Raw genomic sequence first — 19,577 nt, forward strand, 5'->3', positions numbered from 1 at the left:
TGGCGATAAATAAAAAAGTTGAGTCGATCGGGAACAACTTTGAGTTTGCCTGCGTTGTGTAGGTTGAGTGACCGGCGCTCAGGTTTGGATGACTTTGAGTGTCGCTTCTGTTAGAGTCGCTGACTGGACGCGGCAGAAGTTGAGTCGCGCACTATCAACTTAAAACAAACCCCAACACGCAAGGAGAAAAGATTATGGGACGCGCAGTAGGAATTGACCTTGGTACCACCAACTCGGTTGTATCCGTGCTGGAAGGTGGCGAGGCAACCGTTATCGCTAACTCCGAGGGTTCCCGCACCACCCCGTCCGTCGTGGCTTTTGCCAAGAACGGCGAAATTCTCGTTGGCCAGTCCGCCAAGAACCAGGCGGTCACCAATGTTGACCGCACCATTCGCTCCGTCAAGCGCCACATCGGCACCGACTGGACCATCGATATCGATGACAAGAAGTACACCCCGCAAGAGATTTCGGCCCGCACGCTCATGAAGCTGAAGCGCGACGCCGAGGCTTACCTGGGTGAGGACGTTACCGACGCCGTCATTACCGTCCCGGCTTACTTCGAGGATTCCCAGCGCCAGGCCACCAAGGAGGCCGGCCAGATTGCAGGCCTCAACGTCCTGCGTATCGTTAACGAGCCGACTGCCGCCGCGCTGGCTTATGGCCTGGAGAAGGGCGAGCAGGAGCAGACCATCCTGGTCTTCGACCTCGGTGGCGGTACCTTCGACGTCTCCCTGCTGGAGATCGGTGACGGCGTTGTTGAGGTCATGGCTACCGCTGGTGACAACCAGCTCGGTGGTGACGACTGGGACCAGCGCATTGTCGACTGGCTCGTCGATAAGTTCAAGGCTTCCCAGGGCGTTGACCTGACCAAGGATAAGCGCGCTGTCCAGCGTCTGCGTGAGGCTGCTGAGAAGGCCAAGATTGAGCTGTCCTCCTCCCAGTCCGCCAACATCAACCTGCCGTACATCACGGTGGACTCCGAGAAGAACCCGCTCTTCTTGGATGAGACCCTGTCCCGCACCGAGTTCCAGAAGATCACCCAGGATCTGCTGGACCGCACCAAGGAGCCGTTCAACCAGGTCATCAAGGATGCTGGCCTGTCCCTGTCCCAGGTTGACCACGTGGTCCTCGTCGGTGGTTCCACCCGTATGCCGGCCGTGTCCGACCTGGTCAAGGAGATGACCGGCAAGGACCCGAACAAGGGCGTTAACCCGGATGAGGTCGTGGCAGTCGGCGCTGCTCTCCAGGCAGGCGTGCTGCGCGGTGAGGTTAAGGACGTGCTGCTTCTCGACGTCACCCCGCTCTCCCTCGGCATCGAGACCAAGGGTGGCGTGATGACCAAGCTCATCGAGCGCAACACCACCATCCCGACCAAGAAGTCCGAAACCTTCACCACGGCTGATGACAACCAGCCTTCCGTGCAGATTCAGGTCTACCAGGGCGAGCGCGAGATGGCTTCCGCCAACAAGCTGCTCGGCTCCTTCGAGCTCGGCGGCATTGCCCCGGCACCGCGTGGCGTGCCGCAGATCGAGGTCACCTTCGACATCGACGCCAACGGCATCGTCTCCGTCTCCGCTAAGGACAAAGCCACCGGCAAGGAGAACACCATCAAGATTCAGGATGGTTCCGGCCTGTCCCAGGAAGAGATCGACCGCATGGTCAAGGACGCCGAGGCACACGCCGAGGAAGACAAGAAGCGCCGCGAGGAGCAGGAGACCCGCAACCAGGCCGAGTCCACCTCCTACCAGACCCGCAAGTTCATGGATGAGAACTCTGACAAGCTGCCGGAGGATTTGAAGAACCGCGTGACCGAGGCTGCCGATGCCGTCGATGAAGCGCTCAAGGGCGATGACATCGAGGCGATTAAGTCGGCCGTCGAGAAGCTCGGCACCGAGTCCCAGGAGCTGGGCAAGGCCCTGTACGAGGCACAGGCTGCTGAGGCGGGTGCCGAGGGTGCCGCTGCTGGCGACGCCGCTGGTGACCCGAACGTCGTCGACGCCGAGGTTGTAGACGAGGACGACGAGAACAAGGAGAAGTAAACCATGACCTCCCCTCAGGACCCGGGCAACCCGGCCAATACCGACCCTGAGGCAACCTCCGCTGAGGCTGCGGAGGCTGCCGCCGCCGAGGCCGCTTCTGCCGATGGCGCCGTGGATGACGCCACGGCGAACACCGCTGAGGCAGAGGCCGCGGTAGAGGATGCCGCCCGCGACATCACCGATGAAGCGGCCGCGGGTGAGGAGACCGTTGCGGAAAACTCCTTGGAAGCTCAGCTCGCTGAGCGCACCGAGGACCTGCAGCGCCTCAACGCGGAGTACACCAACTACCGCCGCCGCACCGAGCGCGACCGCCAGGCCGTGATCGAGACCACCAAGGCCAAGGTCTTGGCAGACTTCCTGCCAATCCTTGATGACATGGAGCTCGCTCGCCAGCACGGTGACCTCAACGAGGGCCCGCTCAAGGCCATCGCGGACAAGCTCACGGGCGTGCTGACCAAGAACCAGCTGACCCCGTTCGGCGCCGAGGGCGATGCCTTCGACCCCGAGGTGCACGAAGCGGTCCAGGACCTGTCCACCGGTGACGAGCAGGTCATCGGCACGGTTCTGCGCCGCGGCTACACGGTGGGGGAGCGCGTTGTGCGCACCGCCATGGTGATTATCGCCGACCCTGCAGAGTCAGCCGATACCGCTGAGAGTCCGGATAGCTCGGACAACGCAGAATAGGTATTGCAGGTGGCGTCAGGGCTCAATGTTCCTTGGCGCCACTCTTCTTTTCTCTACTTAGTTAGCTTTTTTACTTAGCAAAAAATCTTAAAACCCAACCATGAATCGACTCTCCTGAAAGGAGGAGATGCCCAGTGAACGCTAAGCCAGAATGGGCAGACAAGGATTATTACGCGGATCTGGGGGTCTCCTCATCCGCTACCGCCGAAGAGATTAAGCACGCTTACCGCAAGCTGGCCCGCCAGAACCACCCCGATGCCAACCCGGATAACCCCGCGGCGGCGGAGAAATTCAAGCAGGTGGCAGAGGCCTATGACGTGCTCTCAGATAAAGCGACTCGCAAGGACTATGACCAGTTCAAGGCCATGATGCGCAGCGGCGGCTTTGGACGGAGAGGAGGCGCCGGGTTTCCCGGCGGGTTTCGATCCACGCACATGGGTGGACCGGGTGCGCAAGAATTCGACATCTCGGACATCTTCGGAGGATCCGCTCGAGGAGCGTCTCAAGGCGGCGGTCTTGGGGATATCTTCGGTGGCGTTTTCAACCGCGGCGGTGGTGCTGGCCACACAGCTCGGCCGTCGCGGGGGGCCGACGTCGAAACGCAAATAACCCTCGACTTCCGCGAGGCGGCGAAGGGAACCACCATTCCACTGCAGCTCAGCGGCGAAGCTCCCTGCACCACGTGCCACGGCTCCGGTTCAAAGAGCGGCAAGCTGACGACGTGCTCGACGTGCGATGGCACCGGTTTCACCTCTGAGCAGCGCGGTACCTTCGGTTTCTCGGCGCCGTGCACGGATTGCGATGGCACCGGCCAGCGCGCCGAGGACCCGTGCGCTGATTGCTCCGGTTCCGGAACGGTGCACCGCACCCGCTCGATCACGGTGCGCATCCCCGCAGGCGTGATCGATGGCCAGAAGGTACGCCTTGCCGGCCAGGGTGAAGCTGGCCCGAATGGCACGCCGTCCGGTGACCTCTTCGTGGCGGTCACGGTAAAGCCCGACAAGGTCTTCACCCGGGAGGGCGATGACCTACACGTCACCGTCCCTGTCTCCTTCGCGGAGCTGGCCTTGGGGGACACCATTACGGTGCCGACCCTCGATTCGCCCGTGCGCGTGAAGGTACCGGCGGGCACTCCCGACGGCCGCACGTTGCGCGTGAAGGGCCGCGGTGTGGCCAAGCGCGGCGGCAAGGCCGGTGACCTCATGGTGACCGTACAAGTTACCGTGCCCTCCACCCTGGATGCCGCTGCCTCCTCGGCGCTGCGCAATTATGCGCAGGCGGAGAAGGACTCCGGCTTCGACCCGCGTGCCGGCTGGGCCGGCAACACGGTAGCCCGCTAGGAGGAGGTGCGTGATGAGCAAAGACAGGATGAACCGAAGTGATGCGGCGCAGCCCAAGGCGATGTACGTCATCTCCGTGGCTGCGGAACTGTCTGGCATGCATGCTCAAACCCTGCGCACGTATGACCGGATGGGGTTGGTCTCCCCGGCCCGCACCTCCGGCGGGGGCCGCCGCTATTCCGAGAGCGATATCGAGCTTTTGCGCAAGATCCAGACGCTCTCGCAGGATGATGGTGTGAACTTGGCTGGTATCAAGTCCATCATCGAGCTGACCGCGGAGCGTGACCGCCTCGCCGCCGAGCGTGATGAGTTGCAGGCCGAAGTTGAGCGCTTGCGCAGCCAGGTGCGGCCATCGCGCGGCGAGCTGGTCCACGTACCGCGTTCGACATCCGTGGTGATGTGGAAGCCGCGTCGCAACCGACGCCGCGACAGCTAGGCACTTCCCCCTCCCTTGTGGGAGGGGGTTCTCCTGTTTTGGGGCCCAGCCAGCCCTGCTCGGCCTGAGGCCGCGTGCTCTTCGCCTAAAAAGTGCCGTTGTTGCCAAAGTTCTTGTTCAAAATTGCTCTGGGCCTTCGAACTTTGGCAGCAAGGCGCCTTTGGTCAACGACCCCAAAAGCTTTCCTCATTGAAAACGTGAGTTTGGCAATACTTATCGCTACACTCGCGTCCAGAGTTGTGCCGCCCGTCACGTGTAGATGCGATTGTGCGTGCGGCCACCGTTACGGTACTGAATCCATGAGAAAGGCACTAGGCACATGACTTTGTACGCAAACCCAGGCACCCCTGATGCCATCGTCAACTTCCGCGAGCGCTATGACAACTACATCGGCGGCGAGTGGGTACCGCCGGTCGATGGTGAGTACATGGACAACATCACCCCGGTGACCGGTGAGGTTTTCTGCCAGGTGGCCCGAGGTAAGGAAGCAGACATCAACTTGGCCATCGATGCCGCGGAGAAGGCTTTCGAGACTTTCGGCAAGACCACCCCGGCGGAGCGCGCGCTCCTGCTGCATCGCATCGCGGACCGCATCGAGGAAAACCTGGAGAAGATCGCCGTCGCGGAAACCTGGGAGAACGGCAAGGCTGTGCGCGAGACCCTCGCCGCCGATATCCCGTTGGCTGTTGATCACTTCCGCTACTTCGCCGGCGCCATCCGCGCACAGGAGGGCCGCCTGTCCCAGATCGACCAGGACACCGTGGCTTATCACTTTCACGAGCCGCTGGGTGTGGTGGGGCAGATTATCCCGTGGAACTTCCCGCTGCTGATGGCGGCGTGGAAGATTGCACCGGCGCTGGCCGCAGGTAACACCATCGTGATGAAGCCGGCTGAGCAAACCCCGGCATCGATTCTGCTGCTCATTGAGATTATTGAGGACCTCCTGCCGAAGGGCGTGCTCAACATCGTCAACGGCGTCGGCGAAGAAGCTGGCGTGGCTCTGTCCACCTCGGAGCGCATCGCCAAAATCGCCTTTACCGGCTCCACCCCGGTGGGCAAGATCATCAACAAGGCTGCTGCGGACAAGGTCATCCCCGTCACGCTGGAGCTCGGCGGCAAGTCACCGTCCATCTTCTTCGCGGACATCATGGACAAGGACGATGCCTACCTGGAGAAGTGCGTGGAGGGCTTTGTCATGTTCGCCCTCAACCAAGGCGAGGTCTGCACCTGCCCGTCCCGCGCATTGATCCACGAAGACATCGCGGACAAATTCCTAGAACTGGCGGTGGAGCGCGTAAAGAAAATCAAGATTGGCCACCCGCTCGATACCGAAACGATGATGGGCGCGCAGGCCTCCCAGGAACAGATGGACAAGATCACCGAATACCTTGAGGTGGGCCCGAAGGAGGGTGCGGAAACTCTCGTCGGCGGCCACGTGAACAAGGTGGAGGGCCTGGAAAACGGCTACTACATTGAGCCGACCGTCTTCCGCGGCACCAATGACATGCGCATCTTCCGCGAGGAAATCTTCGGACCGGTGCTCTCCGTGGCCACGTTCAAGGACTTCGAGGAAGCCATCCAGATAGCCAACGACACCAACTTTGGCCTTGGCGCCGGTGTGTGGTCGCGCCACCAGAACACCTGCTACCGCGCCGGGCGAGAAATCCAGGCCGGCCGCGTGTGGGTGAATCACTACCACGTCTACCCGGCGCACAGCGCCTTCGGCGGCTACAAGGAGTCTGGCATCGGACGCGAGAACCACCTCATGATGCTGTCCCACTACCAGGAGACGAAGAACATGCTGGTGTCCTACTCTGAGGAGCACGCCGGCCTCTTCTAAAAGGCAGCAACCCCACGTGGCTGCCTACTAATAGCCACGTGGCTGCCTACTAATAGCGTTGCGCGATGACGCCCAGACCCCGCAGGAATGCGGGGTCTTTCCAATAGGTGCCATGATCGCCCGGACGCCCGCTAGCACCTGGCAGAGGTGTTGCACCGAAGGCAGGGGAGGTGGGATCGGGGCCATGGATGCCACCATGCGGACCGGTGGTAATCGCGATGGGATCCTCGGTGTTTCGCGCGCTCCAGACACGGCCGTGCAATTGCGACGCTCTATCCGCCGAGGCACCTGGGCTGCCGACGAGCACGACGTCATCCGCAACATAGTCCTGTTGCGCGGCCTTACCTACAACCACCGAGCCATAGGAATAGCCGATGAGGATGTGCTGAGCCCGAGGAAAGCGCTGCCGCAAGGCGCGTTGGAAGCGGCCTAGCTCGGCGGCCCCGCGGCGCGCCGGGTCTTCGTGCGCCGCGCGGGACAATGTGGGCGGGGCGGAGTAGCCAATCCACGCCACCGTAGGCCCATGGGTGGCGCGGGCGATGGCGCGTGCGCGCTCCATCGCAGTGGGCCAGCTTGCTGTATCGGAAGAACCTACCCCGCCCACAAACGTGCTGACCTGGGCGGCCTGTGTGCCGATGTTCTCTGGGTCCACGAGCGCCACCAGCCGCCCAGGGCTGGCCTCGAGCACGGTGACATCCGGGTTAGCCGCGGCCAGGGAGCGGACCTCCTCGCTGGCCATGGTCAGCTGGAGCTCGTGCAACTCGGTCAGTGAGAGGTCGCCGAAATCCTCCAAGCGGCTGGGTGGTTGGGCAAGCTCCGGAGTGCACAGGGCAGTGAGTTGGCGGGCGCAGGCCCAATCGAGGACGTCGGCAAGCGCGTCCAACTGCCCCAGCGCCACGCTGGCGGGTTCTGCAAAAGCGGGGACCGAAGCCAGCCGCACAGCGCGTGCGCGCAGCTGTTCAATTCTCTCCTGCAACGGTGCGTAGAGGCTCAAGACGTACGCGGCAAAGCGCATCTGCTGCACGGGATTCACCAGACTGTCGCTGGCGCGGTGCAAGGAACGCCGCGCGGCATCGGCTGCAGCACCGGAAATCGCTAGACCTACCCAATGATGGTGTGACGCATCTATATAACGCGCCAGCTCAGATGCGTTTCGTTCCATCCCTAAAGCTTCCAACCGAAGCGCCCCGGCCGCGCTCATTGCGCTCCTCCCAAACGTGAGGAAAGCTCCACATCAAGACCGTGGGCCAACCCCACGAAACGGTCAAGCTCCTCCAATTGCGTCCGCCGAGCCGCTTCACTTGCCCGCCGGGTGTCCTCCCACTGGGCACTGAGGAGCGCAAGGGCGCGGGCGGTACGGGGAGGTTCCTGCAAGGACGGAAACGCGGCGGGGCAGGCATGGCCGAAGAGGTCGCGGATCTGCTCGCGAGCAGCACTGTCAATGTCAAGGTGGTTCATAGCATCGAGACTGCGCCAGCACTCCTCTTGCCGTAAAGGGCAGCCGCCGCGTATTCACGAAATCTGTGGATAACTAGTCCGGGCTCGTCTACCGTGGGCCGCATGAAGGTAGCAGCAGTTCAATTGACCAGTACCGGAGACGTTGAGGACAACCTCGCAGTAGCGCTCGACAAAATCCGGGAAGCCGCGGACAACGGCGCGCAGCTTATCGTCCTGCCGGAAGCTACCACCCAGAGCTTCGATTCCGGGCGCCTCGATACGCACGCGGAGGGACTCGACGGCCCCACCGCCACCGCCGTGCGCGCGCTGGCAGAAGAGCTCGGCGTGTACGTGGTGCTGGGAATGTTCGCCCCGGCGGATACCGTCCAACGGGGTGAGAAGACCATTAACCGCGTGGCCAACGTCGCGCTCATCGCCGGCCCCGGAGTGCTCGGCGGTTACGAAAAGATCCATACGTACGACGCCTTCAAATACAAGGAGTCCAATACCGTCCGGCCCGGTGAGTCTCTTGTTGTCTTCGACGCCGGGGAGCTCACCGTGGGTGTCGCCACCTGCTATGACATCCGCTTCCCCGAGCAGTTCAAGGAGCTAGCCCGCCAGGGTGCCCAGCTCATCGTCGTGCCCACCAGCTGGGCGGATGGCCCGGGCAAGTTGGAGCAGTGGCGCCTGCTCAGCGCGGCGCGCGCGCTCGATTCCACGACCTATGTTTTGGCCGCGGGCCAGGCTCGTCCCGGTGGGGAGGCGAAGGCGGGGGAGGCCTCCGGGCCCACTGGCATCGGGCACTCCGTCCTCGTGGCGCCGGATGGCACGCGCCTCGCCGAGGCTGGTTATGAGCCGGAGCTCCTCTACGGCGAGGTGGACCCAGACACCGTGACGAAGGTTCGTGAGTCCCTCCCTGTTCTGGACGCCTAAGCTCCGTGTGTACGACTAAGCGACGTTTGCACGCATAGGCGCTCTGAGCGCCTATGCCCACTGGGATTTCTTCCACGCCGCCCAGGCCTCCCAGTCATGGCCCCAGCCGTCGAGCTCTGCGGCTGAGGCCGCCCACTCGTGGCCACGCTGCCAGCTATCCGTGGTGATTGCCTCCTCCGAAACGCCACCGTCGAGCAGCGCCGCGCGCGCTAGTTCGACGCGATCGGCAGGACCGATGAGCACGAAGCGGCGGTCCGTTCCCGCCGCGAGCACCGGTTCCATCGGTTCATTGGCCACCACTGGGTTGAACCCGGCGGCCAGCGGCCGTGCTCCGAGCAGCCAGGGATCCTGCGAATCCCGAACGATGTGCCGCAGAGTGAGCTCCGGAACCAGGGCCTGCAGGTTGGCCTGAAACTCCGTTTCATAGTGCTCGCCCGGCGAGGGGGCCACGGCATAGACCTCGAGCCCGGAGGGGAGGGTGCTCCCCAGGGCGTCGAGAAGCAGCGCCCGGGCGCCTGCCCACCCGGTGCCGAAGGAAATGAGAGTGGTCTCGGAATCGAGCTGCGGTGGCTCACCGGCGGGCATGCCCAGCGTCCACCAATCGCCCGGCTGGGCCTTCGCCAGCATCGAGGAGGCCTCACCCGCCAGCGCAAGGTGGAATGTCAGCTGCCCTGAATCATCGGAGGGCGCTGCCGGGGTCAGGGGGCGCCAGGTGCCGGGCGTGAGCTGCGAGGTCACCGGTACGTGCTGGCCCGCGCGGTAGTCCAGCGCCATGCCGGATTCCAGCCGGACCACAGCGGTGTTCCGGTTAGGCTTGTCCACCGCCACGACCTGGGCGCTGTGAGCAGGGGGAGTGCCGGCGACATCCGCCTCCTGGGCGGCGCTGCGCATGATTGAACACACGCTGGAAATGGTGCGCGTTGCCACGTCGTGCTGGTGCGGCGTCAGTCCCAGCACCGTAAGCGCCTGCACCAGGGAATCCTCGAATTTGGGATACACCTCAGGGGGGAAACCGTGGCGGCGATGATCACGCCCCATCTGCGCTAGGCGCTTGGCGACGTCCCCCCGAACCTCACCGTCCTCCACATTTTCCAGCACCCACGCGAGTGCCGGGGCCATGGAGGGGTGCGTGTCTTTCATCGACAGAGCAAAGACTTGGCGGGATTCGGCCACGGTGGCAAAAAAGTGCCTGTGTACTGCATCGCGATAGTCCTCGGCATGGTTGCGCAGGTGCTCACCCAGTTCCCTCATGCCCGCCCATCCTAGCGCCTGGGGGTAGCGCCAAAACCCCCTAGGGTTATACGTCAGGGGTGGCAAAGCGGGGAGGGAGTTGTAGTGTAATCTACGGTTCATTTCCCGAAAGTGGGTGAGTCTCGTCTCAAGGATGCCGCGATGCGCGGCATGGAAGGAAGATCTCGCATGGAAGATTTCTCTGCGTACACAATCATGACCGACGTGGGCTGGATTTCCTTGCTCATGGTTATCGGCAACGTTTTGCGCCACCAGATCAAGTTCGTATTCCAGGACTTGCTGCTGCCTGCCCCCATCACCGCGGGCCTGCTCGGCTTGCTCTTGGGGCCCAATGTCTTGGGCTGGATCGGTTTTTCCGAGAACCTCGGTGATTACACCTCACTGCTCATCGCCGTGGTCTTCGCTTCCATGGCCTTCTCCATGGAGATGGGCGGCAACATGGGCAAGGGCGCTCGCAACATGTGGGGCTATTCCACCATGATGTTCACCGGCCAGTGGGGCCTGTTCATCATCCTTGGCCTCTTGCTGTTTAAGCCTACTTTCGACACGCCCGACTGGTTCGGCATGATGCTGCCCGTTGGCTTTACCGGCGGTTTCGGTACCGCCGCGGCCGTCGGCGGTGCCTTGGAGGGCGTGGGCGCTGAGGCAGCCTCCTCGCTGGGCTTTACCTCCGCTACCGTGGGTACCTTGGCCGCCATCGTCGGCGGCATCATTGCGGGTAACTGGGGCATCCGCAAGGGCAAGGTTTCACACGTTCCGAAGCAGCTCCCGGAGGAGCTGCGCCGCGGTTACATCTCGCGCCTGGAGGATCGCCCCTCGCTGGGCCGCGCGACGACGAACCCTTCCGCCATCGAGCCCATCACCCTCCACGTTGGCTTCATCGCCCTGACCGTGATGACCGCCTACGGCATTAACAAGGGCATCGCCTCCATCTGGGAGAACGTCTCCATCCCGTTGTTTGCCATGTCCATGGTCGTGGGCCTGCTCTTCCGCGCCGTGATGAACATGGTGGGTGCTAAGGACTACCTGGATAAGGACACGGTGAGCTCGGTCTCCGGTGCGGCGACTGACTACCTCATTGCCTTTGGTGTGGCGGCCATCGTGCCGGCAGCTGTCGCGGCCTACTGGCAGGCCCTCCTGCTGCTCTTCGTTCTGGGCACCATCTACTGCATCTTCTTCCTGATGTGGTTCCCCGCCGAGTTCTTCGGTGAGCGCTGGATTGAGCGCGGCATCTTCGGTTGGGGCTGGGCCACGGCCACCGTGGCCACCGGTATTGCGATCCTCAAGATCGTGGACCCCAAGCTCAAGTCCGGCACGCTGTCGGAGTACGGCATGGCCTACATCGGCTTCGGCCCCTTCGAGATTTCCTGGACCATCATCGCGCCGCTGTCCGTCATGTACGGCTTCACCGCTGGCTTTGGCTGGATCTCCCTGGGCATCGCGGTGGTCATCTACCTCGTGTTCAAGTTCACCGGAATGATGCCGCCGCGCGGCACCATCTTCAAGGAAGGCATCGGGCACGTCGGCTCATCGAAGTAGACGCCAAACCCTTCGCACGCAATCCCCCAGGTCGTGGCCTGGGGGATTGTTTTATTGGTAAGGGTGTGACTTGACTGAAGGAGAGCTTGTTGAACACATTGCTCTTTAACTGAAGATAGGGGTAAAATTAAGGAGTTATTAGCGTGGCGCTCGCCCAGTGTCTACCTTTCTTCCTCTATGTGAGCGCAAACTTAGGAAGCCGTATGCATTTTCTTTATGAAGACTCACTTCGTGAGCGTGTACTCGAGTCTGCGCTTCATATCGGAGCTGCGGAGGGAGATGAGGCCATCTCCGTCGAATCCGTGGCCAAGCTGGCGGAGCTTAGTGCTGCTCAGGTGCTTGCGGAGTTTCCTGACCGCGAGGCCATCGTGCGGGCGATCCCCGAATATGTGACTGACCGCAAGGTCAAGTTTCTTGAGGAAACGCTCGATGCGGCCCCAGGCTACGCCGATCTTTTTACCAAACTGACAACTTTTACTGAGGCCTATTACGAGTACGCCGAGCGTGAGCCGGAGCTGTTTCGCTACCTCTTTGAAAAGAAGGCCTATGTCTTCGAGGACGAATGGCAGGCTCTCTTGCAGGGCAATTTGTCCTATAACCGGACCTTGGACCTGATCTATGAAACCATCGCGCTCATCGCGACGGAGGAAAAAATCCAGGTTGGAAGCGATGTGTGTTTCGAATCGGTGGCAAAGCTCAGCGTTGCTACCTTGGCCACTGTTCATGGCATGGCACACCTCAGTGTTCTCGGCGTACTGCGGCACCAACACTCGGTGGTGCGGCGCTTCAACCTGCGCGAGGTATGCAAGGCGCTCATCGGAACGCTGTTCAAGGCGGCGGAGTCGCTAGAAATGTCGAGCCTGCGTGATCCTATGCAGGATTACCGTGCGATGCTCGCCGGCTTTGTTCCGGACCGCGATCCAGCTCTCGATATCTCTGCGATTGAGGATTTACAGAAGCTTCCTGCGGAACGCGCGCGCATGGCCGTCATGGAACGCGCTATCCAGCTGGCGGCGCGCGACGGGCTGAAGGCAGTGACCATCGAGAACGTGGCCGAGTACTTCGAGGTCTCCGATGTGTTCATTGCTTCGTTGGTGGACAATGACTTCGTGCTGCGTGAATCCGTGGATCAGGAAACCGACTGTGAGCTGGAAGCCCGCAGCCTCTACCTCCTAGAGCAGCTGCCGGAGGATGCATCGGCCGTCGACAAGCTCCTGTGCGTAGCGGTGGCCTACTTCGATTACGCGGTGACCTACCCCGAACGTTATAGCGCCTGCATCGCCGCTGCCTCTGGGTCCGTGGTGCCGCTGAGTGCGGATGGCGAGGAACAGACCAAGATGGGTGTGTCCTTCGCATTGTTGATGCGTTTTGCCCGCGAAGCGCTGCGGGAGGCCGGGTACGAACCGGAGGATCGCCTGGTTTATATCAAGAACTTCACCCTGTGGGCCGGTGCTGACGGCATGTGCCACCTAGCTTCTATGGGTGAGTTCCGTGGTATCGACCTCGAGGAAAAGTGGTCCATCTATTACTTTGTGACGGGCGTGGTCCTAGCGACCTTTGCCTACGATCTTCCCGGCAAGCAGCCGCAGACTATCTAGCCCGTTTAATCGTAGATAAACGTAGATAAACACCGGCTCTTCCGTTCTGCTGAATCCAGCAGGGCAGAGGGGCCGGTTTTCTTGTGCCCACGGCGTGCCAGGATAGGCGGCGTGTCAGTAAAGGCACGCCATATCAGCGGAAAAGGGAAACTTGAGTGTGAGCCGATCAACCTGGCGTAGACATGGAAATTTAAAAAAGTTCTAGTTGAGTGGAACAGACTCAAGTTCTGTGGCGTTATAGACAGTGAAGCTTCCTTCGCCACTGTTGTTGCGGGAAGGTTTGGACAAACAGTAGAAACGGAGAAACACAACAATGAGTTCTTTTAACCCCACCACTAAAACTCAGGAGGCCCTGCAGCAAGCGCTGCAGACGGCCTCCGCCAACGGTAACCCGGACATCCGCCCGGCACACCTTTTAGCAGCCATCCTTGAGCAGAAGGACGGCATTGCCGCCCCGGTGCTCAAGGCCACCGGTGTGGATCCGGAGACGGTGCTCAAAGAGGCGCGCCAGCTTATCGACGCCCTCCCGAAGGCCGAGGGCGCCAACATGGCGAACCCGAACTTTAACCGCGACGCCCTCAACGTCCTCACCCGCGCTCAGGAGCTGGCGGGTGAGCTCGGTGATGAGTTCGTCTCCACCGAGGTCTTGCTCGCCGCTATTGCGGGCTCCAAGTCGGATGCCGCCGAGCTGCTGACCTCCCGCGGTGCCACCTATGACGCGCTCAAGGGCGCTTTCCCTTCCGTGCGCGGCGCGGCCAAGGTGACCTCGGAGAACCCCGAGGAGCAGTTCCAGGCTCTGGAGAAGTACGCCACGGACCTCACCGCCCGCGCCCGCGAGGGCAAGATTGACCCGGTGATCGGCCGCGATCAGGAGATCCGCCGCGTGGTCCAGGTGCTCAGCCGCCGCACGAAGAATAACCCGGTGCTCATCGGTGAGCCCGGCGTGGGTAAGACCGCCATCGTGGAGGGCCTAGCCCGCCGCATCGTGGCGGGTGACGTCCCGGAATCCCTCAAGGGCAAGACCCTGCTGAGCCTGGACCTCGGCTCCATGGTCGCCGGCGCGAAGTACCGCGGCGAGTTCGAGGAGCGCCTCAAGGCCGTGCTCGATGAGATTAAGGCTTCCGATGGGCAGATCATCACCTTCATCGATGAGCTGCACACCATCGTCGGCGCCGGTGCCACCGGTGAAGGTTCCATGGATGCCGGCAACATGATTAAGCCCATGCTGGCCCGCGGCGAGCTCCGCCTGGTCGGTGCCACCACCCTCGACGAGTACCGCAAGTACATCGAGAAGGATGCCGCCCTGGAGCGCCGCTTCCAGCAGGTCTACGCCGCTGAGCCTTCCGTGGAGGACACCATCGGTATCCTCCGTGGCCTCAAGGAGCGCTACGAGGTACACCACGGCGTGCGCATTCAGGACTCAGCCCTGGTTTCTGCCGCGGAGCTCTCGCACCGCTACATCACCAACCGCTTCCTGCCGGATAAGGCCATCGACCTAGTCGATGAGGCCGGCTCCCGCCTGCGCATGGAGATTGACTCCTCCCCGCAGGAGATTGATGAGCTGGAGCGCATCGTCCGCCGCCTCGAAATTGAGGAGCTGGCCCTAAAGAAGGAGTCGGACGCAGCTTCGAAGGACCGCCTGGCCGCACTTCAGCAAGAGCTGGCCGATGAGCGCGAGAAGCTCGGCGAGCTCAAGGCCCGCTGGGCCAATGAGAAGAAGGCCATCGATGATGTGCAGACCATCAAGGAACAGCTGGAGGATCTGCGCCGCCAGGCCGAAATCGCGGAGCGCGATGGTGACCTAGCACTGGCCTCTGAGATCAACTACGGCAAGATGCCGCCGCTGGAGAAGGACCTGGCCGCTGCTGAGGAGAAGGCTCAGCAGCAGCACAACACCATGCTCACTGAGGAGGTCACTCCGGATACCATCGCGGAGGTCGTCTCCGCTTGGACCGGCATCCCGGCCGGCAAGATGCTGCAGGGTGAGACCGAGAAGCTGCTCAACATGGAGTCCGTGTTGGGTGAGCGTGTGGTGGGCCAGAAGGAGGCCGTCACCGCGGTGTCCGACGCCGTTCGCCGCGCCCGCGCCGGTGTGGCTGACCCCAACCGCCCGACCGGTTCCTTCCTCTTCCTCGGCCCGACAGGCGTGGGTAAGACGGAGCTGGCGAAGGCTCTGGCGGACTTCCTCTTTGACGATGAATCCGCCATGGTCCGCATCGACATGTCCGAGTTCGGTGAGAAGCACTCCGTGGCCCGCCTCGTCGGTGCCCCTCCGGGATACGTGGGCTACGACGCCGGCGGCCAGCTCACCGAGGCGGTGCGACGCCGCCCGTACACGCTGGTGCTTTTCGACGAAGTCGAGAAGGCCCACCCGGACGTCTTCGACGTGCTGCTCCAGGTGCTCGATGAAGGCCGCCTGACCGATGGCCAGGGCCGTACCGTGGACTTCCGCAACACGGTCATCATCCTGACCTCGAACCTGGGTGCCGGCGGCACCAAGGAAGAGGTCATGGAGGCGGTCAAGCGCAGCTTCAAGCCGGAGTTCATCAACCGTCTCGATGATGTCGTGATGTTTGAGCCGCTGACCTCGGATCTGCTCACCGGCATCGTGGACATCCAGCTCAAGGGCTTGGCCGAGCGCCTGTCCGGCCGCCGCCTGACGCTAAACGTGTCCGATGCCGCCAAGCTGTGGCTGGCGGAGCGCGGCTACGACCCGGCCTACGGTGCCCGCCCGCTGCGCCGCCTGATCCAGCAGGCCATCGGCGACCAGCTGGCCAAGAAGCTCTTGGCCGGTGACATCGTGGACGGCGATACCGTGCACGTTGACGTCGCCGACGGCGGCGAGCACCTCGAGCTAGCTGCCCGCACCGCATAAGCGGCGCTCACCGGTCGCCAGCACCCGCTCATGCCCCTATCATCTAGGGGCATGAGCATTTTGATCTCCCCTCACGAGTTGAGTGAGAAGATTTACCGCGGTGATAAGACGACCATCCTCGCTTCCCTCTGGGCACCAGGGGAAGGCGAGGCCTTCAATCAGTTTTCCTCCCTCCACATTCCGACTGCCCAGTACGCCGACGCCGCCTCGGCCTTCGTGGGCCTGCCCGGCTCCAAGGTGGGGCGCAACCCACTCCCACAGACCGAGAAGATTCAAGAGTGGATCGATCACTGGGGCCTGCGTGAGGATAGCGAGGTCGTGGTCTACGACGAAGGCCGCGGCCTCTTCGCCGGTCGCGCGTGGTGGACGCTGCGCTGGGCGGGCATCCAGAACGTCCGCATTCTCGACGGCGGCCTGTCCAACTGGCGCGCCCAGGCGATGCCCACGCTCACCGGTCCGGGCAACCTGGGCATGACCTCGAACCTTAAAGTGAAGCCGGGCTCGATGCCCACGGCCACCATCGATGAAGTCAAGGAACACAAGGGCCTGCTTCTCGACGTTCGCACGCGCAACCGCTTCGCCGGCCGCCGCGAGAACCTCGACCTGAAGGCCGGCCACATTCCGGGCGCGGTCAACCTGCCCGAGCGCCTCTTCCACACGCAGGACATCACCGTGTGGAAGTCCAAGGAAGAAATCCTGGAGATACTTGACCAGCACGGCGTGACCAAGGAGAACGTGGACGGCGCCATCATCTACTCCGGCTCCGGCAATCACTCCGCGCTCACCATTGCCGTTCTGGAGCACGTGGGCTTTACCGGCCTGCGCCACTTCGTTGGCGGCTGGTCACAGTGGTCGGCCAACCCGGCCAATCCCGTGGAGCGCGGCGACCGCGAGCACGTCTAGAATCCGCGCGTGACCAGCGCGTCAGCGCGAATGGGGCGCGCCGGGCGATTAGAGTCGGTCAATGATGCCTTTCGTACTCTTATCCCTCGCCGCCCTCGCGCTCGCGGCCGGTGTGATCGTGCTCTGGCTGGATCAGCGCCAGCGCGCCGCGCACTCCGCCGGTGACGCAGCAACCGACACCGTCACCGATCCCGGCGCCTCTGCCGACGCCGTTGCCGCCGATTCTGCCGACGGCGCAGCTGATGCCGCGGCCCCTGAATCCGCCGAGCCTGAACCTGCTGAGACTGAACCCGCTGAGCCCGAAGCAACCGCAGAGGCCTCCCCAGAGCCCGAGGCCGAACCTGTGCTCGCCGAAGAACCCGAGCCCACAGTAGAGCCCGCCATCGCAACCGAGCCGGAGCCCGCCCCGGAACCTGAGGCAGAGCCGGCCGTAGAAGCAAGCGCAGAACCGGCACCGGTGCACAGCTTTGCCGAGCGCGCAGAGCGCGCCAGGCACCTCGTGCCGGGCAGCGCCCGCCGCGAGCGCAAAGCCTTTGGCCAGCAGCGCGGCTGGGAATACATCAAGCACGATTCCTACCTCGCCGATGAGTGGACCCGCGGCGCAGCCGCCCGCGGCCAGGAACCCCGGGATATCGTCGCCGGAAGCGTCCGCGGCCATGAGACGCTGCTCTTCGACATGGGCTCAATCCCCGTCATGGCCATGCGCACCGGCGCGGCCTCCGACATCGTGGTGGATTTCCGCCGAGCAGGCGAGGAAGCGGAGAACCATTCTGAGGATCTGGTGTACGTGCGTGAGGAGGAAGGCTTCGAGGTCTTCGCCACCGACGCCGGCGTGGGACAGCGCCTCATCGATGCCCGCGTCACTGACGCGCTGAGGCGCCTTCCCGCCGCGGTGACCGCCGTGTGGATGGAGGGGGAGTGGGCGCTTGCCCAGACCACTCGGCAGGCGCGCAGCGCAGAGTGGGAAGCGCTGCTCGAACCGCTGTCTTTGCTCGCCGATTCCGCCCGCGTGCTCCCACCGCGCTCCGAGGCTGCCCAGGTGCTGCGCGTTGATGAGCTCGACCCGAGCCGCGATATCCCGGAGCCCCCGCAACCGGAGCCGACCGGGCCCACGGCAGTTCCGGATCGTGATGATTCCCTCGATACCCCGACCATCCAGCGCCCCACCGAACCGGTGGTCATGCCGAGCCGCACCACCAGCGAGGCCCGCGGCACCATCGACCATTCCAGCTTGGGTGCGGACGAGGTGGACGCGATTGCCGACGGCCACGAACACCCCGCCCCCGAAAACAACCAGGCCCGCCTCCCACGCCGTTTCGACGGCGGCTCCTCCATCTTCGACTAGACCTGCCGGCCCGGCACCAGCACTAGTCGCGGGCAAGCGTGCGACAAGAGGGTAAACTACAGGGCGGATTTTTCAAGGCTATAAAGCCACAGACTTTAAGGAGCGAGCGATGAGCCTGGATCAGCAGAAGAAGCAACGCCTAGCAGAGCTGGTGAAGGAGCTGGCCGTCGTCCACGGCAAAGTCACGCTGTCCTCCGGCAAGGAGGCCGATTATTACGTGGACCTGCGCCGCGCCACCCTGCAGCACGAGGCCTCGCGGCTTATCGGCGCGCTGCTGCGTGAGCTCACCGCCGACTGGGACTACGCCGCCGCTGGTGGTCTGACCATGGGCGCGGACCCGGTCGGGTTGGCCATCATGCACGCCGACGGCCGCGATATCGATGCCTTCGTCGTCCGCAAGGAAGCCAAGAAGCATGGCATGCAGCGCCAGATCGAGGGCTTTAACGTTGAGGGTCAGAAGGTGCTCGTCGTCGAGGACACCACCACGACCGGCAACTCCCCACTGACCGCGGTGAAGGCGCTGCGCAAGGCGGGCGCTGAGGTCGTCGGCGTGGCCACCGTGGTGGATCGCAACACCGGTGCTGGCGATGCCATCGCCGCCGAGGGCTTGGAGTACCGCTACCTGCTGGGCCTTGAGGACCTCGACCTTGCCTAAGCCCGAGGACGAAGCGGAAGCCAAGGGCCCTACCGAGTGGAATGAGGGCCGCCACGGCGTTGGCCCTTGGGAGGGCCCGCTCCCGCAGGGCCCGGAGGCGGAGAAGTACGATCCCGAGCTGCTCGCGGAGGGGGATCGTCGCAACGTCGTCGACGCCTACCGTTACTGGACGCGCGAGGCGATCCGGGAGGACATCGATAAGCGCCGGCATGCCCTGCACATCGCCATCGAGAACTTCGAGAACGATTCCAACATCGGCACCGTGGTGCGCACCGCCAACGCCTTTGCTGTCGACACCGTCCACATCGTGGGCCGGCGCCGCTGGAACCGGCGCGGCGCCATGGTGACGGACAGGTACCAGCACCTCATGCACCACGCGAACGTCAGCGATCTGATGGCCTGGGCCGCCGACCAAGGCTTAACCGTCGTGGCCATCGATAACACCCCCGGGAGCGTTCCACTGGAGACCGCGGAATTGCCCGAGCGCTGCCTGCTCCTCTTCGGGCAGGAGGGGCCGGGGGTGAGCCCAGAGGCACAAGATGCGGCGCTGATGACCTGTTCCATCGCGCAATTTGGTTCGACTCGCTCCATCAACGCGGGCGTGGCCGCAGGCATCGCCATGCATGCGTGGATTCGCCAGCATGCGGATTTATCAAAAGCTTGGTGAGATCCCGCGCACTGTGTTTACATCTAGGTAACGAA

Annotated in this window: 16 protein-coding genes; 13 read left to right on the forward strand and 3 right to left on the reverse strand. The window is 63.1% G+C overall.

The genetic code is table 11. The features are described from left to right. Nucleotides 1–194: 194 nt before the first annotated feature. From dnaK to HMPREF2792_RS06595, 5 genes are all read left to right on the forward strand, one after another. Nucleotides 195–2,039: a molecular chaperone DnaK gene (gene dnaK / locus HMPREF2792_RS06575; protein WP_070523650.1), complete on the forward strand. Its 1,845-nt coding sequence runs from the start codon at nt 195–197 to the stop codon at nt 2,037–2,039. 3 nt (nt 2,040–2,042) lie between these two features. Then, entirely contained in the window at nt 2,043–2,723 is a 681-nt protein-coding gene (gene grpE / locus HMPREF2792_RS06580; protein ID WP_070532063.1) for a nucleotide exchange factor GrpE, read from the forward strand. A 134-nt stretch (nt 2,724–2,857) separates the two neighbouring features. Beyond that, a complete protein-coding gene (gene dnaJ / locus HMPREF2792_RS06585) occupies nt 2,858–4,063 on the forward strand; it encodes a molecular chaperone DnaJ (RefSeq protein WP_070532067.1) in 1,206 nt (401 codons plus the stop codon). Nucleotides 4,064–4,076: 13 nt separating this feature from the next. Continuing rightward, nucleotides 4,077–4,499 carry a heat shock protein transcriptional repressor HspR gene (locus tag HMPREF2792_RS06590; RefSeq protein ID WP_070523924.1) on the forward strand — a complete coding sequence of 141 codons (423 nt, stop codon included), beginning with the start codon at nt 4,077–4,079 and terminating at the stop codon, nt 4,497–4,499. A gap of 319 nt (nt 4,500–4,818) precedes the next feature. Then, complete coding sequence (locus HMPREF2792_RS06595; RefSeq protein ID WP_070532076.1) at nt 4,819–6,339, forward strand: acetaldehyde dehydrogenase ExaC; 1,521 nt, start codon at nt 4,819–4,821, stop codon at nt 6,337–6,339. Nucleotides 6,340–6,388: 49 nt separating this feature from the next. Here the strand turns inward: HMPREF2792_RS06595 and HMPREF2792_RS06600 are convergent, their stop codons facing one another. Both HMPREF2792_RS06600 and HMPREF2792_RS06605 read right to left on the reverse strand, forming a co-directional pair. Beyond that, nucleotides 6,389–7,501, reverse strand: coding sequence for an alpha/beta hydrolase (locus HMPREF2792_RS06600; RefSeq protein ID WP_232748484.1), 1,113 nt, complete (start codon nt 7,499–7,501; stop codon nt 6,389–6,391). Nucleotides 7,502–7,536: 35 nt separating this feature from the next. Then, nucleotides 7,537–7,797, reverse strand: a complete 261-nt coding sequence (locus HMPREF2792_RS06605) for a hypothetical protein (RefSeq protein WP_070532082.1) — start codon at nt 7,795–7,797, stop codon at nt 7,537–7,539. Between the two features lie 102 nt (nt 7,798–7,899). Here HMPREF2792_RS06605 and HMPREF2792_RS06610 point away from each other — a divergent pair, with 102 nt between their 5' ends. Further along, complete coding sequence (locus HMPREF2792_RS06610) at nt 7,900–8,709, forward strand: carbon-nitrogen hydrolase family protein (protein ID WP_070532085.1); 810 nt, start codon at nt 7,900–7,902, stop codon at nt 8,707–8,709. 51 nt (nt 8,710–8,760) lie between these two features. Here HMPREF2792_RS06610 and HMPREF2792_RS06615 read toward each other — a convergent pair whose 3' ends face one another. Next, complete coding sequence (locus HMPREF2792_RS06615) at nt 8,761–9,960, reverse strand: FAD-binding oxidoreductase (protein ID WP_070532088.1); 1,200 nt, start codon at nt 9,958–9,960, stop codon at nt 8,761–8,763. Between the two features lie 168 nt (nt 9,961–10,128). On the opposite strand from HMPREF2792_RS06615, the gene HMPREF2792_RS06620 reads away from it, so the two are divergent. From HMPREF2792_RS06620 to HMPREF2792_RS06650, 7 genes are all read left to right on the forward strand, one after another. Further along, on the forward strand, nt 10,129–11,499 hold the full coding sequence (locus tag HMPREF2792_RS06620) for a sodium/glutamate symporter (protein ID WP_070532091.1): 1,371 nt from the start codon (nt 10,129–10,131) through the stop codon (nt 11,497–11,499). Nucleotides 11,500–11,702: 203 nt separating this feature from the next. Further along, the gene (locus tag HMPREF2792_RS06625; RefSeq protein WP_070532094.1) at nt 11,703–13,097 is read left to right on the forward strand and encodes a TetR/AcrR family transcriptional regulator; all 1,395 of its coding nucleotides are present in this window, start codon (nt 11,703–11,705) and stop codon (nt 13,095–13,097) included. Between the two features lie 313 nt (nt 13,098–13,410). Further along, entirely contained in the window at nt 13,411–15,972 is a 2,562-nt protein-coding gene (gene clpB / locus HMPREF2792_RS06630; protein ID WP_070532097.1) for an ATP-dependent chaperone ClpB, read from the forward strand. 51 nt (nt 15,973–16,023) lie between these two features. Continuing rightward, nucleotides 16,024–16,875, forward strand: a complete 852-nt coding sequence (locus HMPREF2792_RS06635) for a sulfurtransferase (RefSeq protein ID WP_070532101.1) — start codon at nt 16,024–16,026, stop codon at nt 16,873–16,875. 61 nt (nt 16,876–16,936) lie between these two features. Beyond that, nucleotides 16,937–18,220, forward strand: coding sequence for a type III secretion system chaperone family protein (locus HMPREF2792_RS06640; RefSeq protein ID WP_232748485.1), 1,284 nt, complete (start codon nt 16,937–16,939; stop codon nt 18,218–18,220). A gap of 109 nt (nt 18,221–18,329) precedes the next feature. Next, nucleotides 18,330–18,875, forward strand: a complete 546-nt coding sequence (pyrE, locus tag HMPREF2792_RS06645; RefSeq protein WP_070532104.1) for an orotate phosphoribosyltransferase — start codon at nt 18,330–18,332, stop codon at nt 18,873–18,875. Beyond that, nucleotides 18,808–19,542, forward strand: a complete 735-nt coding sequence (locus HMPREF2792_RS06650) for a TrmH family RNA methyltransferase (protein ID WP_369821993.1) — start codon at nt 18,808–18,810, stop codon at nt 19,540–19,542. Before pyrE ends, HMPREF2792_RS06650 begins: the two co-directional genes overlap by 68 nt. Nucleotides 19,543–19,577 lie beyond the last annotated feature (35 nt).

Origin of the sequence: Corynebacterium sp. HMSC068H04 (genome assembly GCF_001811255.1) — a bacterium.
In the GTDB taxonomy this organism is placed as follows: Bacteria; Actinomycetota; Actinomycetes; order Mycobacteriales; family Mycobacteriaceae; genus Corynebacterium; species Corynebacterium hesseae.

What these genes read in the sequence shown, in the direction of transcription:
- dnaK (WP_070523650.1), top strand. Translation starts at nt 195, where the DNA reads ATGGGACGCGCAGTAGGAATTGACCTTGGTACCACCAACTCGGTTGTA.
- grpE (WP_070532063.1), top strand. Translation starts at nt 2,043, where the DNA reads ATGACCTCCCCTCAGGACCCGGGCAACCCGGCCAATACCGACCCTGAG.
- HMPREF2792_RS06590 (WP_070523924.1), top strand. Translation starts at nt 4,077, where the DNA reads ATGAGCAAAGACAGGATGAACCGAAGTGATGCGGCGCAGCCCAAGGCG.
- HMPREF2792_RS06595 (WP_070532076.1), top strand. Translation starts at nt 4,819, where the DNA reads ATGACTTTGTACGCAAACCCAGGCACCCCTGATGCCATCGTCAACTTC.
- HMPREF2792_RS06600 (WP_232748484.1), bottom strand. Translation starts at nt 7,501, where the DNA reads ATGGAACGAAACGCATCTGAGCTGGCGCGTTATATAGATGCGTCACAC.
- HMPREF2792_RS06605 (WP_070532082.1), bottom strand. Translation starts at nt 7,797, where the DNA reads ATGAACCACCTTGACATTGACAGTGCTGCTCGCGAGCAGATCCGCGAC.
- HMPREF2792_RS06610 (WP_070532085.1), top strand. Translation starts at nt 7,900, where the DNA reads ATGAAGGTAGCAGCAGTTCAATTGACCAGTACCGGAGACGTTGAGGAC.
- HMPREF2792_RS06615 (WP_070532088.1), bottom strand. Translation starts at nt 9,960, where the DNA reads ATGAGGGAACTGGGTGAGCACCTGCGCAACCATGCCGAGGACTATCGC.
- HMPREF2792_RS06620 (WP_070532091.1), top strand. Translation starts at nt 10,129, where the DNA reads ATGGAAGATTTCTCTGCGTACACAATCATGACCGACGTGGGCTGGATT.
- HMPREF2792_RS06625 (WP_070532094.1), top strand. Translation starts at nt 11,703, where the DNA reads ATGCATTTTCTTTATGAAGACTCACTTCGTGAGCGTGTACTCGAGTCT.
- clpB (WP_070532097.1), top strand. Translation starts at nt 13,411, where the DNA reads ATGAGTTCTTTTAACCCCACCACTAAAACTCAGGAGGCCCTGCAGCAA.
- HMPREF2792_RS06635 (WP_070532101.1), top strand. Translation starts at nt 16,024, where the DNA reads ATGAGCATTTTGATCTCCCCTCACGAGTTGAGTGAGAAGATTTACCGC.
- HMPREF2792_RS06640 (WP_232748485.1), top strand. Translation starts at nt 16,937, where the DNA reads ATGATGCCTTTCGTACTCTTATCCCTCGCCGCCCTCGCGCTCGCGGCC.
- pyrE (WP_070532104.1), top strand. Translation starts at nt 18,330, where the DNA reads ATGAGCCTGGATCAGCAGAAGAAGCAACGCCTAGCAGAGCTGGTGAAG.
- HMPREF2792_RS06650 (WP_369821993.1), top strand. Translation starts at nt 18,808, where the DNA reads ATGCCATCGCCGCCGAGGGCTTGGAGTACCGCTACCTGCTGGGCCTTG.